Source organism: Brachyspira intermedia PWS/A (genome assembly GCF_000223215.1).
Taxonomy (GTDB): Bacteria; Spirochaetota; Brachyspiria; order Brachyspirales; family Brachyspiraceae; genus Brachyspira; species Brachyspira intermedia.
On the sequence record NC_017243.1, the window covers coordinates 1,416,097 to 1,432,206 of the forward strand.

12 protein-coding genes and 1 pseudogene are annotated in these 16,110 nt (G+C 29.0%); 6 read left to right on the forward strand and 7 right to left on the reverse strand.

Features of this window, described 5'->3' with window-relative positions:
• The first annotated feature begins 15 nt into the window (after positions 1-15).
• The 3 genes from BINT_RS06210 (at position 16) to serB (ending at position 3,749) form a co-directional block, all read left to right on the forward strand.
• Positions 16-1,161, forward strand: a complete 1,146-nt coding sequence (locus tag BINT_RS06210) for a pyridoxal-phosphate-dependent aminotransferase family protein (RefSeq protein ID WP_014487701.1) — start codon at positions 16-18, stop codon at positions 1,159-1,161.
• Positions 1,162-1,499: 338 nt separating this feature from the next.
• Positions 1,500-3,104 carry a phosphoglycerate dehydrogenase gene (gene serA, locus BINT_RS06215; RefSeq protein ID WP_014487703.1) on the forward strand — a complete coding sequence of 535 codons (1,605 nt, stop codon included), beginning with the start codon at positions 1,500-1,502 and terminating at the stop codon, positions 3,102-3,104.
• Between the two features lie 18 nt (positions 3,105-3,122).
• Entirely contained in the window at positions 3,123-3,749 is a 627-nt protein-coding gene (gene serB / locus BINT_RS06220; protein ID WP_014487704.1) for a phosphoserine phosphatase SerB, read from the forward strand.
• 169 nt (positions 3,750-3,918) lie between these two features.
• Here the strand turns inward: serB and BINT_RS06225 are convergent, their stop codons facing one another.
• The 3 genes from BINT_RS06225 to BINT_RS06235 all read right to left on the reverse strand — a co-directional run bounded on the left by BINT_RS06225 (position 3,919) and on the right by BINT_RS06235 (position 9,164).
• Positions 3,919-5,262: a citrate/2-methylcitrate synthase gene (locus BINT_RS06225; RefSeq protein ID WP_014487705.1), complete on the reverse strand. Its 1,344-nt coding sequence runs from the start codon at positions 5,260-5,262 to the stop codon at positions 3,919-3,921.
• Positions 5,263-5,339: 77 nt separating this feature from the next.
• Positions 5,340-6,599 carry an NADP-dependent isocitrate dehydrogenase gene (gene icd, locus BINT_RS06230; RefSeq protein WP_014487706.1) on the reverse strand — a complete coding sequence of 420 codons (1,260 nt, stop codon included), beginning with the start codon at positions 6,597-6,599 and terminating at the stop codon, positions 5,340-5,342.
• Between the two features lie 309 nt (positions 6,600-6,908).
• On the reverse strand, positions 6,909-9,164 hold the full coding sequence (locus tag BINT_RS06235; protein WP_014487707.1) for an aconitate hydratase: 2,256 nt from the start codon (positions 9,162-9,164) through the stop codon (positions 6,909-6,911).
• Between the two features lie 173 nt (positions 9,165-9,337).
• Between BINT_RS06235 and BINT_RS06240 the strand changes: the two genes are divergently transcribed.
• The 3 genes and pseudogenes from BINT_RS06240 to BINT_RS06250 all read left to right on the forward strand — a co-directional run bounded on the left by BINT_RS06240 (position 9,338) and on the right by BINT_RS06250 (position 11,873).
• Entirely contained in the window at positions 9,338-9,862 is a 525-nt protein-coding gene (locus tag BINT_RS06240) for a Spy/CpxP family protein refolding chaperone (protein WP_014487708.1), read from the forward strand.
• Between the two features lie 125 nt (positions 9,863-9,987).
• Positions 9,988-10,457: pseudogene (mscL, locus tag BINT_RS06245) on the forward strand (large conductance mechanosensitive channel protein MscL).
• Positions 10,458-10,667: 210 nt separating this feature from the next.
• The gene (locus BINT_RS06250) at positions 10,668-11,873 is read left to right on the forward strand and encodes a dicarboxylate/amino acid:cation symporter (RefSeq protein ID WP_041177303.1); all 1,206 of its coding nucleotides are present in this window, start codon (positions 10,668-10,670) and stop codon (positions 11,871-11,873) included.
• Positions 11,874-11,972: 99 nt separating this feature from the next.
• Here the strand turns inward: BINT_RS06250 and BINT_RS06255 are convergent, their stop codons facing one another.
• From BINT_RS06255 to BINT_RS06270, 4 genes are all read right to left on the reverse strand, one after another.
• Entirely contained in the window at positions 11,973-12,824 is an 852-nt protein-coding gene (locus BINT_RS06255; protein ID WP_014487711.1) for a hypothetical protein, read from the reverse strand.
• A 20-nt stretch (positions 12,825-12,844) separates the two neighbouring features.
• The gene (locus BINT_RS06260) at positions 12,845-13,210 is read right to left on the reverse strand and encodes a hypothetical protein (RefSeq protein ID WP_014487712.1); all 366 of its coding nucleotides are present in this window, start codon (positions 13,208-13,210) and stop codon (positions 12,845-12,847) included.
• A gap of 146 nt (positions 13,211-13,356) precedes the next feature.
• Positions 13,357-14,067, reverse strand: coding sequence for a 23S rRNA (guanosine(2251)-2'-O)-methyltransferase RlmB (rlmB, locus tag BINT_RS06265; protein WP_014487713.1), 711 nt, complete (start codon positions 14,065-14,067; stop codon positions 13,357-13,359).
• Positions 14,068-14,162: 95 nt separating this feature from the next.
• Positions 14,163-16,040 (reverse strand): AMP-dependent synthetase/ligase, encoded by a 1,878-nt coding sequence (locus tag BINT_RS06270; RefSeq protein ID WP_014487714.1) that lies wholly within the window; start codon positions 16,038-16,040, stop codon positions 14,163-14,165.
• Between the last annotated feature and the right edge of the window lie 70 nt (positions 16,041-16,110).

Sequence of the window (16,110 nt, forward strand, 5' to 3'; positions counted from 1 at the left end):
AAGGAGACTTTTATTATGAGAGATAAAACATTTTTGATGATACCAGGTCCCACACCAGTACCTGAATCAGCATTAATAGAAATGGCAAAACACCCTATGGCACATAGAAGCAAAGAATTTTCAAATATATTAAAAGAAGTATATGAAGATTTAAAATATGTGTTCCAAACTAAGAATGATGTATATTTATTCACAGCAAGCGGAACAGGTGCTATGTGTGCTGCTTTAGAAAACCTTATTAATGAGGGTGATAAAGTATTATGCTTATCTATTGGTAATTTTGGGGCAAGATGGGCTAAAATTGCTGCAAGCAGAGGAGCTGTAGTTACAAAAGTAGAAGTTGAAGCTGGAAAAGTTATAACTCCTGAAATGCTTGAAGAAGCTTTGAATAAGGATAAAGACATAAAGATCGTAACTCTTACTCATAGTGAAACTTCAACAGGTGCTGCTAATGATGTAAAGACATTATGTTCTATTATAAAAAAACATGGTGCTGTATCAGTTGTAGACGGTATAACAAGTTTATGTGCTATGGAGTTTAAAACTGATGAATGGAATATTGATGTTGCTATATCTGGTTCTCAAAAAGGATTTATGATTGCTCCTGGACTTTCATTTTTAACTGCAAGCGAAGATGCTTTTAAAATGCATGAAAAATGTAAATATCCTAGTTTTTATTTTAACTGGACTGAACATAAAAAGTCTTTAGCTAAAGATACAACTCCTTTTACTCCAGCAGTAAGCCTTATAACTTCTTTACATACTGCTTTAAAAATGATAAAAGAAGAGGGTATTGAAAATGTTAATAAAAGACATAAAAAACTTTCTCTTGCTTTAAGGGCTGCTGTAAGAACTATAGGATTAAAATTGCTTGTAGAAGATGATAATAATGCAAGCCATGCTATCACTTCAATACTTCCTCCTGAAGGAATAAGCGTACCTGATATAAGGAAAACTTTGAAAGAAGATTATGATATAATAGTTGCTAATGGTCAGGGTAATTTAGAAAATAAAATCTTTAGAATCGGAAGCCTTGGATTTGTATGCGAAAGAGATTTAATAATGGCTATGGGAGCATTAGAGGCTAGCCTTTTAAAATTAGGATACAAATTTGAATTAGGCAGCGGAGTTAAAAAGTTAATTGAAGAATTAAATAAATAATAGTAAATAGTTTTGATTATTTTATATATTCTAATATAATGTTTTTTCATTATATTAGAATTTTTTATTAGTAATAGTTAGAAAGCGAGAAAAGTTTATTCAATAATTTATTATTGATGAGTTTGTATACTTTTTTGAGCATAGTAATAATAAAGTGAGCCGAAGCTACATTCGTACAAATAAATTTATTTATTTGCTTATTATAGGCGAACCAATTAGGCACCTTAAAGGTGGGCGAACATAGCAATAAAAGAAGCGAGAAAAATCCGCCTCGATAATTCATTATCGAGGGGCTTATAGGATTTTTCGAGCATAGTAACAATAAGGAGAAAATTATAATGAAGGTTTTAATAACTGATAAGGTAAATGAATGCGTTAAGGATATAATATCTGATGTTTCTGAAGCTGTATTTCTTCCTACTATGAGTGAAGATGAATTAGTAAAAGTTATCGGTGAATACGATGCTTTGATGGTTAGAAGCCAAACTAAAGTAACAAAAAGAATCATAGAAGCTGGAAAGAATTTAAAAATCATAGGACGTGCAGGAGTAGGAGTGGACAATATAGATGTTGAAGCTGCTACAGAAAAAGGTGTAATAGTAGTAAACTCTCCTGATGGAAATACTATTGCAGCATCAGAACATACTATAGCTTTAATGCTTGCAGTATCAAGAAATATAGTACCTGCTGCAGTATCCACTAAAGAAGCTAAATGGAACAGAGATAAATTCACTGGTAATGAGCTTTTAGGAAAAACTTTGGGTGTTATGGGATTTGGAAGAATAGGAAGAAAGGTTGTTCATATTGCTTTGGCTATTGGAATGAAAGTTATTGTATATGATCCTTTTGCTACAGAAGAAATAGTTCAGAAAGCTGGTGCTGTTTATGAAACTTCTTTAGATGAGTTTTTACCTAAACTTGATTATTTATCACTTCATATACCAAAAACTCCTGAAACAAATAATATTATAAATAAAGATAATTTATGCAAGATGAAAAATACTGCAATAATTATTAACTGTTCAAGAGGCGGACTTGTTAATGAAGAAGATTTAAAAAATGCTTTAGAAAATGGTACTATAGCAGCAGCTGCAGTGGATGTATTTGTAAATGAACCTAAAATAGAAACTTGTCCTTTAGTTGAATATAAAAAAGATAATTTGATACTTACTCCTCACCTTGGAGCTAGTACAAAAGAAGCACAGATAAATGTTGCTTTGGATGTTGCTAAGCAAATAAAACAGGTACTATCTGGAGGATATACTGAATCAGCAGTGAATATACCTTCTCTTAATCCTGAAAAATTAGAGCCTGTTAAAGATTACATGAAAATTTCAGAGAATGCAGGCGAAATGATAATGCAGACAGCTAATGGAAAAATAAAATCTCTTGAAATAACAGCTCAGGGCGATTTGATTAATTTAGATATTCAGCCTCTTGAGGTTGCTATATTAAAAGGTGCATTATCTTATATGTTCCAAGATGTTAACTATGTTAATGCTCCTTATCTTGCTAAACAAAGAGGTATTGAAGTAAAAACTATTAAGTCTGAAGCTCCTTCAACTTTCACAAGCATACTTAAAGTAAAATTAACAACAGATAAAGAAACAACAAGCGTATCAGTATCATTGATAGCTAAAAATATTGCTAGAATAGTTAAGTTTAATGATTATGATGTTATAATCAAACCTCAGCCTCATATATTGATAGTACCTCATATAAACCAGCCTGCTATGGTAGCAAAAGTTGCAACAGTTCTTTCAGGCGATGGAATCAATATTGGTTCAATGAGCGTATCTGAAAACATTAAGGGAAGCAGTACATCTATAATGGCAATAAACGTTGATAGAGTTATTGGAAATGATGTTATAACAAAAATTTCTAATATAGAAGGTGTTCAAGATCCTAAATATGTAAGACTTACAGCAGAATATAGTTTATAATTAATAGGATAAATAAAAATGAAATTAGCAGTTTTTGATTTTGATTCTACTTTAATGGACGGTGAGACTTTGGATATCATAGCCAAGGAAACTAATTTTGCAAAAGAGATTGCTGAAATTACAGCAAGAGGAATGAGAGGAGAATTAGATTTCTTTGAGAGTTTGCAAAGTAGGGTAGCTTTACTAAAAGGTATCAAATTAGAAACTGTTAATGAAATTTGTAATTCGCTTCCTGTAATGAACGGAGCAAAAGAAATTATCGAAGAGCTTCATAAAAGAGATTATAAATGCGTATGTTTCTCTGGTGGATTTAAAAATGCTACTGTTCCATTTGCTAAGAAATTAAATTTAGATGCCGAGTTTTCAAATATATTTCATGTTAAAGATGATGTACTTACTGGAAAAGTAGGCGGCGAGATGATGTTTTCTGACAGCAAGGGAAATATGCTTTTAACATTGCAGAGGCTTTTGAATATTTCTTATGATGATACTTTAGTTGTTGGAGATGGTGCTAATGATTTGAGTATGTTTAAATACGCTAAAAATAAAGCTGCTTTCTGTGCTAAAGAGATTCTAAAAAAAGAAGCGAATATTGTAATAGATAAAAAAGATTTAACTCTTATATTAGAAAAATTGAATATGTAGAGAGTTAGTATAAAATATTAAAAAATAAAAAGAGGCTTTTTAAGTCTCTTTTTTTATTATCTTTTATTTTAAAATAAATCTTCAAATGTATATAAATTTAGATTATATAAAAAAGGAGCTTTATATAAAATAAAACTCCTTTAAAATTTTTATTAGAAATTATATTTTATTATCTTTTATCCATGCTTATAAACTCTTGAGGTTCTATAACATTTTTATAAGCAGGTCTTATTATTCTTCTGTCATCAAAATTAAGCTCTTCTATTCTATGAGCACACCAGCCAACAATTCTTGACATAGCAAATAAAGGAGTATAAATTTCTTTAGGTATTCCAAGCATGTCATATATGAATCCTGAATAAAGGTCTACATTAGCACATACTCTTTTTTTCTCTCCTTTTACTTTCATAAAGCATTCTACAGCTCTTTCTTCTATTAATTCTAAGAATTGAAGTTCGCATTCTTTTTTCTTTTCTTTTGCTAATTGTCTAGCTAAATCTTTTAATATAACAGCTCTAGGGTCTGATAAAGTATATACAGCATGTCCCATACCATAAATTAAACCGCTATGATCGTATGCTTCTTTATTAAGCATTTTTGTAAGATAATCATCTATTTCATTTTTATCTTCCCAATTATCTATTACTTCTTTTAAGTGAATAAACATATCCATTACTTTTGCATTAGCACCACCATGCAAATCACCTTTAAGAGAACCAATACCGGCTGATATGCTTGAATATGTATCTGTTCTTGATGAGCTTGTAACACGTACTGTAAATGTAGAGTTATTACCGCCGCCATGATCAGCATGAAGTATTAAAAGTAAATCAAGCATTCTAGCTTCTAAAGGACTAAATTCTTGTTTAAGCATATACAAGAAATTTTCTGCTATTGAATATTTTGGTTTTGGTAATGTTATATTTAAATATTTTTGATTAACGCTATATTTATACATATTATAAGCATAGGCAATAACTGCTGGGAATCTTGCTATTAATTGTATAGACTGAAGCATTAAATTATCCAATGATAAGTCTTCAGGGTTAGGATCATGAATATACATTTCAAGTACGCTTCTTGAAAGAATATTCATAATATTTTGTCCTTCCAAATCAATTATATTCATAATTGTTTTTTTATCTAAGTACATATTTTCAGCTATAAGATCTCTAAAAGATTGAAGTCTTTCCTCATCTGGAAGTTTACCAGAAAGAAGCAAATAACAAACTTCCTCATATCCGAAACGATTATTTTTTAATATGTCTTCAGCTATATCATTAATGCTGTATCCTCTATAGTATAATTTACCGTCTATAGGATATACATTTCCATTTTCATCTTTTTCATAACCTACAACATCACCTACATTAGTAAGTCCTACAAGTACCCCTGTTCCGTCTTCATTTCTAAGCCCTTTTTTCACATTATATTTTTGAAAAAGCTCGCTATCAATTTTTATACGTTTACTGGAATGATCGTATAGTTTATAAAGTAGATATTCTTTTTTCATAATAAACTCCTTATAAATTTATTTTAGTTTATAAAATATAATGTATATTTTATGTGTAAAAAATAATTATGAATCAATTATATTAGAGAAATAATTTTTTCTCCAAACTCTTTAGTATCAAGAGGCTTTCCATTATCCATAAAGTTTGCTAAATCTTCGGTAGCATAACCGCTTTCAAATGACTTCTCTAATGCATTTATTATCATATCAGCAGCTTCATTCATATTCAAATATTCCAATGCCATAACAGAAGAAAGTATTAATGAACAAGGATTAGCTTGATTTTTTCCGGCTATATCTGGTGCTGTTCCATGAGTAGCCTCAAAAATAGCATGTCCTGTTTTATAATTAATATTTCCTCCCGGTGCTATTCCTATTCCTCCAACCATAGCTGCTAATTGGTCAGATATATAATCACCGTTTAAATTTAGTGTAGCTATTACAGAATAGTCTTCAGGTTTTAATAATGTATTTTGTAAGAATGCATCGGCTATATTATCTTTTATTATTATTTTTCCACTTTCTTTAGCTTCTTTTAATTTTGCTTTTGCTTTATCTTCACCTAACTCTTTTTTTATTTCGGCATATTCTTCCATAGTGAAAGTTTTATCAGCAAATTCTTTTCTAGCAAGTTCATATCCGTATTTTTTGAATCCGCCTTCAGTAAACTTCATTATATTACCTTTATGAACTAATGTAACAGAAGGGAGCTTATTCTCAATAGCATATTCAATGGCTGATGCTATTAATCTTTTAGAACCTTCTTCTGATACAGGCTTAACTCCGAAAGATGAAGTTTCTGGGAATCTTACTTTACTTACTCCCATTTCATTTTTTAAGAAGTTGTAAAATTTCTTAGCTTCTTCAGTACCAGTTTTCCATTCTATACCTGCATATATATCTTCAGTATTTTCTCTGAATACTACCATATTAACTTTATTAGGTTCTTTTACAGGTGAAGAAGTACCTTTAAACCATCTTACTGGTCTTAAACAAACATAAAGATCCAAAGTTTGACGAAGTGCCACATTAAGAGAACGCATACCTTCACCTACAGGAGTAGTTAAAGGCCCTTTTATACCTATAAGATATTCTTTAAAAGTATTTATAGTTTCATCAGGCAAAGGAGTGCCTAATTTTTGCTGTGCCTTATCTCCGGCAAGCACTTCAAGCCATTCTATAGATTTCTTGCCATTATATGCTTTTTTTACAGCTTCATTCACAATCATTTGAGATACTGGTGTAATCTCTGCACCAACTCCGTCTCCTTCTATAAAAGGAATTGTAACATTATCTGGTACTATTAATTTACCATTTTTCATTTCTATTTTACTCATATTGAAATCCTATTATTAATTAGTTTTTATTTATTTTTTATATGCTAAAACAACTATATTTTTTCGTATAATTTTTTTATTCAACTTTTTTCCGTCGCACACTCTGTGGGCTTCGCTAAAGTTGCAAATATTTTAATTTTTATACAATTAGAATATATATTAAATATAGCACAAAACCTAAATTTAAGTTAAAATGCAGTCTTTTTATTTCTTTTGCTCACAAAATTGTAAAATATACATATCGGTTGAGCAAAGCCGCCGCAAATAAAAAACTTAAAAAATTATAAATATAGTTTGTTTAGCTATAAATTAATTTTTCATTAAACTATTCAATGCTCCTCCGTTTTTAAACCATTCAATTTGTGCTTCATTATAAGTATGCACTGCTTCAAATGTATCTTCATTGCCATTTTCATGAACGACTTTAACAGTAAGATTTTGTTTAGGTTTGAAATTATCAAGACCTAATATAGTTATTTTATCTTTTTCTTGTATTTTATTGTAATCTTCTTTATCTTTAAATGTTATTGCAAGCATACCTTGTTTTTTTAGATTTGTTTCATGTATCCTAGCAAAACTTTTAGCAAGTACTGCTTTTACATTCAAAAATCTAGGCTCCATTGCAGCATGCTCTCTGCTTGAACCTTCACCGTAATTTTCTTCTGCTACAACTATAGAAGATATATTTTTATTTTTATATTCTTTTGCTGTTTTTGAAACTTCCTCATAACTGTTATTTAATTGATTGAATACACAGTTTGTTTTATCATTAAAGAAATTAACAGCACCCATTAACATGTTATCTGAAATATTCTCTAAATGTCCTCTGAATTTTAGCCAAGGTCCAGCCATTGATATATGGTCTGTTGTACATTTACCTTTTACTTTTATTAATAGAGGCATATTATTAAAATCATTGATATTGAATTTATCGAAAGGTTTTAATAATTGTAAACGTTTAGAATCTTTATCTATTATAATTTCTATATTACTATCAGGGGCATTCTGTCTTTTTTTATTTTCTGTGTTAAGTCCATTTTTAGGCAAAGCTATTCCAACAGGTGCATCAAGTTTTACTTCTTTTCCTTCTTCATTAATAAGAGTATCTTTAAGAGGATTGAATCTTAAATCTCCTGCTATACTCAAAGCCATTACAGTTTCAGGAGAAGCAACGAATGCATGAGTATTAGGGTTGCCGTCTGCTCTTTTAGCAAAGTTTCTATTGAAAGATGTTACTATTGAGTTTGCTCTTGTATTATCAGGTTCTTGTCTGTTCCATTGTCCTATACAAGGTCCGCATGCATTAGTCATTATAACAGCACCAATTTTTTTGAAGTCATCAATTATGCCATCTCTTAAAGCGGCATTATATGAAGCTTCAGAACCCGGATTAATTATTATTTTTGCTTTTACTTTTAATTTCTTTTCTATAACTTGACGGGCAATAGAAGCAGCCTTGCTTAAATCATGATAAGAAGAATTAGTACAAGAACCTATTAAACCAACTTCCATAGCTGTAGGATATTTATTTTCTTCTACTTTTTTAGCAAACTCACTTATAGTGCATGCAGCATCTGGTGTAAATGGTCCATTCAAGTATGGTTCTAATTCAGACAAGTTTATTTCTATTATTTTGTCATAATATTTTTCTGGATTATTATATACTTCTTCATCAGCTTTTAAATTATTAATATTTTCATCTGCAAGTTTGGCAATTTCTTCGCGTCCTGTAGAAATTAAATATTCTTTTATATTATTGTCATAATGGAATATTGAAGTAGTAGCTCCAACTTCAGCACCCATATTACATATTGAAGCCTTACCAGCGGCGGATAGGGTAGAAGCACCTTCACCAAAATATTCTATAATAGAATTAGTACCGCCTTTAACTGTTAAAATACCAGCTAATTTTAGTATTACATCTTTAGCACTAGCCCAGCCGCTTAATGAACCAGTCAATTTTACCCCTATTATATTAGGTATTTTTAATTCCCATTCCATACCAGTCATAACGTCAACTGCATCAGCTCCTCCAACACCTATAGCAAGCATTCCAAGTCCTCCGGCATTAGGTGTATGAGAGTCTGTACCAATCATCATACCTGCAGGAAAAGCATAATTTTCTAATACTATTTGGTGAATTATTCCAGAACCTGCCTCCCAAAAACCAAGTCCGTATTTTTTAGCAACGCTTTCCAAAAAATTATAAACTTCTTTATTTGTATTAATTGCGTTTTTTAAATCTTCTTCAGCACCTTTGCATGCTTCTATTAAGTGATCACAATGTATTGTTGCTGGTACTGCAGAAGAAGTTTTTCCAGCATTCATAAATTGAAGGAGTGCCATTTGTGCTGTGGCGTCTTGCATAGCAACTCTGTCTGGTCTAAAGTCCGCATAATCTTCAGCTCTTTTAAAATCTTTTATATCATTTTCATTATATAAATGAGCATATAAAATTTTTTCTGATAATGTTAGGCTTCTGTTTAATTTAGATTTTATATTATTAATTTTATTAGAATATCCTTTATAAAAATTTCTTATCATTTCTATATCATATACTTCCATAATTATAACCTTCTTAAATAAATATTGCTATAGAGTATTACTATATAATAATATTATGTTTTTATCAATACTTTTATAATTTTTTATATTTATTGGGAACTTTTATGAAAAAACTACGTCTAATAAAGCAAATAGAAATTAGAAATTATTATTTTTATTGAAGGAGATTGAAAATGAAAACTAAAATATTATTATCACTTTTTATAATTAGTTTAATATCATCAATTGCTTTTGCACAGCCGCCAGCACCAGATCCAGCTAATGAACCTAGATACAGATATGAAGCTACTCCAAGAGATAGAGAGCCAGTTCCTCCAGCTCCTAGAGATAGAGAACCTGTCCCTCCAAGACATAGACCTGGAGCAAGAGGTGATATATACAGAATGTGCAGAAATGCTGGAATATATTTGACAGATGAGCAAATTGATGAAATGAGCAAGATATTTTATGAGTATGAATTAAAAATCAATGATTTAGAATATCAAAAAAGAAATATTGATTATAAATTCAAATTAGAAAGAGAAAAAATTGATATTGATTTAAACTTAATAAAAGACTTAATCAATCAAAAGAAAGATTTAGAAAAAGAAATAGATTATCTTAGAATTGAAAAAGATGTTGCTGTTTTAGATGTTCTTACAGATGAACAATTAGCACAATTAAATAGCTACAGAATGAGATACTACTATTACAGATAATAAAATAGAAAACTGATTTATAAAATATATATACGAGGTTTATTGAAAAATTGAGGCAGTATTTTCTACTGCCTCTTTTTTATTTTTGATATATAATATCATAAAAATATTATTGGGATTTTATTATGATAAAAGAGTTTAAAAAATTTATTATGAAAGGAAGCATATTGGATATGGCAGTAGGCTTAGTGATTGGAGCGGCATTTACAAAAATTGTTAATTCTTTTGTAGATGATATATTAATGCCTCCAATAGGTATGATATTAAGCGGTATAGATTTTTCTAATATATTTATAGTTATAAAAAAGGTACTGATACTTTAGGTAATTATAGTTCTATAGAAGCTGCTAGAAATGCAGGTGCTGTTGTCATAGGTGTAGGTGTATTTATTAATGCTATAATAAGTTTTATAATAACCGCTTTATCTTTATTTATAATTATCAAACTATTCAATAAAATACAAGAAAAATCTACAAAAAAAGAAAAAGATGATAAAGAGTTAAAAGAAAAAGTTTGTCCTTATTGTTATTCTACTATAAATATTAATGCTGTAAAATGCCCAAATTGTACATCTGATTTAGTTTCTAAGGAATAATTTAGTATATTTTTTACATTTATGATATTTTTGTTTACATATATTGTTTGTTTTAGTGATATTTTATCTTTTTTAATATTGTATATAGTAATATGGTATGTTTTTTAATATTATTATATATGATAATATTTAAAAAAATGTACTATCTATTTACAAATTAATTTTTTTGTATTATATTATATAATATATACTACTAATTAGGAGAAACTAATGGAAAAAAAGTTTAAACTCGGTCTAGTTCCAAGACTGATTATTGGAATTTTACTTGGTATATTTTTCGGACAGCATTTTATACCAGAAGTAATATCCAGAATTATCGTTACAGCTTCGGGAATATTCAGCTCCTACCTAAAATTTGTAATACCTTTGATGATTGTTTCTTATGTATCTATGGGTATAGCAGACTTAAAAGAAGGCTCTGGTTTCTTATTACTTGTAACTTGTGCTTTAGCTTATGGATCTACTTTAATAGCAGGTTCAGCATCATTTTTAGTGGCATTCAATTTATTTCCTAGCTTTATGAGTGCTGATGATATTCAAAAAATTGCAGCAGCAGCAGGAAATTCAGTTAGTCCTTACTTATCAATAACCGTTACACCGCTTTTGGATACATTGGCAGCAGTTTTATTTGCTTTCATTATAGGACTTGGAATATCTTCTATGAGAGGTAAAGAAATAGGAGATTATTTATATAATGTTTTCAAAGAGTTATCAACTATAATAGATAAAGTATTAAGAGTATCTATCATTCCTCTTTTACCTTTATATATTTGTGGTACTTTTGTAGATATGACTAGATCAGGAAAAACTTTTGTAATATTAGGTATATTATGGAAAGTATTCATAGTAGTAATTATAATGCATTTACTTTATTTATTAATAGCATTCTTAGTATCCGGTTCAATAGGAAAGAAAAATCCTTTTATGCTTATGAAAAACCAAATAGCAGGATATGCTACAGCTTTAGGTACACAGTCATCAGCTGCTACTATACCTGTTAATTTACAATGTGCTGAAAAAGACGGTATATCTGAGCAAATAAGAAATTTCGTAGTACCTCTTTGTGCTAATATTCACATGGCCGGTTCTATGATAACAATTACAGCCTGTGCTACAGCAGTATGTTTAATGAATCAGATACCTATAACTTATAGTACTATACTTCCATTTATTGCTATGCTTGGTATCGCTATGATAGCTTCTCCTGGTGCTCCTGGCGGTTCAATAATGACAGCTTTACCATTCCTTTATATGGTTGGTCTTGGCGGTCCTGACAGCCCTTTGAGTGCTATAATGGTTGCTTTATACATCACTCAAGACTCATTTGGTACAGCTTGTAACGTATCTGGTGATAATGCTTTGGGTGTTATAGTTGATACAATTTATAAGAAAAAAGTTGTAAAAACTGACGCATAAGTTTGCCGTATATTAAAAAAGCCGCTTGTTAATTAATTTTAATAAGCGGTTTTTTTATATTATTAATTATTTATTGTATGAAATGTGAAAATATAAAAATTAATCTAAGTTCAAATCTATTACTATATCTATTTCAGTTATAGAGCAATTTAATTTTTTAGCTATTTCTTCTTTGCTTAAACCTTGTTTATATAGCTTAATTATATCATCATTTTTATTATAGTCTTTTGCGGTACTATCTAATGGATCATTAACTAATGCTATAGTTTTATCTTCAATAGGCTTATCATATATAGCCATATTGGTTTTAATAGTTCTGTCTAATTTACTTCTCAATTTTTCTATAACTTCTCTTCTTGCTTCATCATCTATTGCTTTAGCGGCTGTATCTATATTGCTTTTTTTAGGTTTAGGTTTAACAGTTTCTTCTTTTTTCTCTTGCTTTTCTGCTTTTTCTATTTTTTCTGTATTTTCTTTTCTTTCTGCTTTAGAGTTTATTTTTATATTATTATCTTCTACTCTTATATCCAATTTTTTATTTTCATTGTTCATTACTACATTTTTATTAGAGTTATTAGATTCTATATTTTGAGCTTCTTGTACTGAAACATCGAGTTTTTTTTCTTCTTGTTTGTTTGTATTTTCTTCTGTTTTTATTTCTTCTTTTACAGCAGGAGACTTATTAATGTTATTATCTTTTTTTCCATTTTGAAGATTATTTAATTCTTTTACCAATCTATTAGCTCTTACTATGGAATCTTCCAATATAGATATTCTAGATAATGCTATATTATTGAATTCTTTTACCAATGCCTCTATTTCTTCTCTGGCTTTAGACATGGTTTCTTTTTCTAATCTTTCTCTAGCTTTTGAAACTATATAAATATAAAACAGCGGTAGGGTAACTGCTAATATAACTATATTAATGATTACAGATATTACAATTTGCATAATTAGATATTACTTATTTATTATCCCAAAAAATCTATTTTAGAACCTTTAGTTCGCTCTGTTGCTGAAACCTCTTCTATTTCTATAGTATTGTTTCCTTCGTTATTATCAGTATCATCTGTCATTCTTTTTTTATTCTTTTTTCTATAGGACATATATCCTTGATCTTTGGGTCTTTGTTCATCTTTTTTTTCTTTAACCCTAGTTTCATCAGATATGTTTTCAGACTTTACAACTGTTGAATCTTTTATATAAGAATCTCTATGTATATCTCTATCTTCTGACTGCATTGCAATAGTTTTTGCAGCCATTCTAGTATGCTCCATACGTCCTATATGCGATTGCTGCATATATAATTGTTGCAAGTCTAAAGGTGCTATAGGCATTTTAAATCTCCATATATTATGCCTTAAATTTTATATCCTATATATTTAATATATACTTTTTTACTATTATTGCAAGTAAAAAAATAAATATATACATTATTATATAACAATATTAAACCACATTCATAAAATATAATCAATAATATTTATTTGTAAATAGAGTAGGCATAACCTATAATAGCAGATGCCGCAGATACATTCAATGAGTCAAAATCTGTAGCAGAATTTATTATAACGCTTCCATCTGAATTTTTTTTCAAAATATCTCTTACCCCGCTATGTTCATTACCTAATATAATTGCAGTAGGAGAATTGAATTTAAAATCTTCTAATGAAGTTTCTCCTTTCTCGCTTGCATAATATATCCAAAAACCTTTATCTTTCATCAAATCTATAACTCTATTTAAATTTGTTTCTATTGATATTGGCAAATGATAGGCAGCCCCTTCCGATATTTCATAAACTTTTTCATTGATTGGTGCTGAATTATCTTTAGGCATTATAATTCCTGCCACATCAAAAAAGTATGCATTTCTTATTATAGCTCCTAAATTATGAACATCGGTTATAGAATCCAATATAAATATTAAAGGGTTTTCTCTTTTTTCAAATGCTTTTTCTATAAAACTTTCTATTCCTATTTCAACATTTTCTTTTATATCAGCGGCTATTGAATAAATTTTTCCTACAATTTTTTCCATTTCATTTTTATCAACATTTTTGATTGGCACTTTCTTTTTTTCAGCCAATTTTATAATGTCTTTTTCTCTTTTTGAAACTGGAAATTTTATATATAAAGTTTGAACTAAATCTTTTGAAATGGCTTCAACTATTGTGTTTTTGCTTGTTATGAACATTATTTACTTTCCTAAATTTTTATTTTAATTATATATTAAAAATAAATTTTTAAATATTTGTATAGAGAGTACAAAAATTATAAATATATTAGGAATTATTTTACTTTATCATATAAAGCATCTATTTTATCTTTATATGCTTCCATAACATTTGCTCTTTTTATTTTCAAAGATTGAGTTAAAAGCCCATTTTCTATTGTAAACTCTTCATCTGTGATTATCATTTTAGCTATAGCTTCATAAGGTCTGAATCCATTTCTATAGTTAATTAAATTATCTAATTCTTCTCTCATTAATTTATAAACATCTTTTGAAGATGCAAGAGTTTTTTCATCGTAAGAAATTTTTTGCTTATCAAAATGTTCTTTTATATTTTCTTTATTTATTACTATAATTGCTCCTGTAGAAGCCTTATCCTGTCCTACAAGCATAATTTGAGAAATATAAGGAGATTCTAATGCTTTATTTTCTATAGGCTGAGGTTCTACATTTTCACCTGTAAGAAGAACTATAGTTTCTTTTGCTCTTCCTGTTAATACTATTTCTCCCTGCTGAGTGTACGTTCCTAAATCTCCAGAATTGAAGAATCCATCAACTTTTGCCTGTTTAGTTAATTCCGGATCTTTATAATATTCTTTGAAAATATTAGGACCTTTTATATAACATACTCCCATAACACCATCTTTACAAATATTTCCTTCTTTATCTCTTACCTCTATTTTTACCTCAGGCACAGGAGCACCGCAAGTTCCTCTATAATTTTTGAAAGGTGATCTTAATGTTACAACTGGAGCAGTTTCTGTTATACCCCATCCAACAACTAAATTTATTCCTACAGCTTCAATAAAGTCCTCTATATACATAGGTAAAGCTCCGCCTCCTGATATAGTAAGACGCATTTTACCGCCTGTTAATTCTTTTATTTTGCTGTATACCATTTTTGTAGCCATTTTATGATAAATAGGGTCAAATATACCTATGCTATATTCTGACTTTTTATCGCTTTTATGTTCATCGCCTAATAAATAAACTAAGTCATTTTGAAATCTTACACTTCTTATATATTTTATAGATCTCTTTATTAAAAATTTTGCAAGATTTCTAGCGAATGTACTTTTTCTATCTATATTTTTCATTACAGTATTATATATATTAACCCATATTGCAGGTACGGAAATAAATATATCAGGTCTTTCTTCTGTAAAGTCATTTTTTAAATATCTTTTATTTGTTATAGCTGTAAAACAACCTATTATAGCTGTTACATAAGATATTGTTCTTTCATATATATGCCAAATAGGAAGTATAGTAAGCAGTTTTTCTCCCGGCTGCAATTTTATTATATCTGGAAGAACTCTTACATTATGAAGTATGTTTCCATGTGTAAGTATAACACCTTTTGGTTTTCCAGTAGTTCCTGAAGTATATATTATAGTTGCTGTACTTTCATTAGTCAATTTTGATGCTTTTTTTATAGCAAACTCTTCATCTCCATTTAAACTTTCTTCTCCAAGCTCTAAAAACTTTTCAAAAGAATAAATATTATTATCAGGATCATGTTTAGAACTGTCAAGAAAAACTATTAATGATAAATCTTTATGATGTTTTTCTATCTTTTTAAATACATATTCGTTTTCTACTAATACAGCTTCAGCTTCGCTATGCTCTATTATGTAATTTAATTCATCAGATGTAGAGTCTATACCTCTTGGAACATCAGCAGAGCCTAATGCTAAAAGAGCCATATCTGATATAAACCATTCTATTCTGTTTTCTGAGAATATTGCAACATGCTTTTTTGATAAACCTTTAACATCGAATGCTTTAGCTATAGCATTTACTTTATCATAAAGTTTTTTATATGTAATTGTAACTTTTTCTTCGTTATTATCTCTATATCTATAGGCTGGGCTTTGAGGCATTTTCTGAACTGTTTCAAAAAAAGCACTAGGTATAGATGTATAATTTTTCATAATCTCTCCATAATAAATTCTAACTAATTAACTATAAAATGATACATAGTCAATTATAACTATAATACAT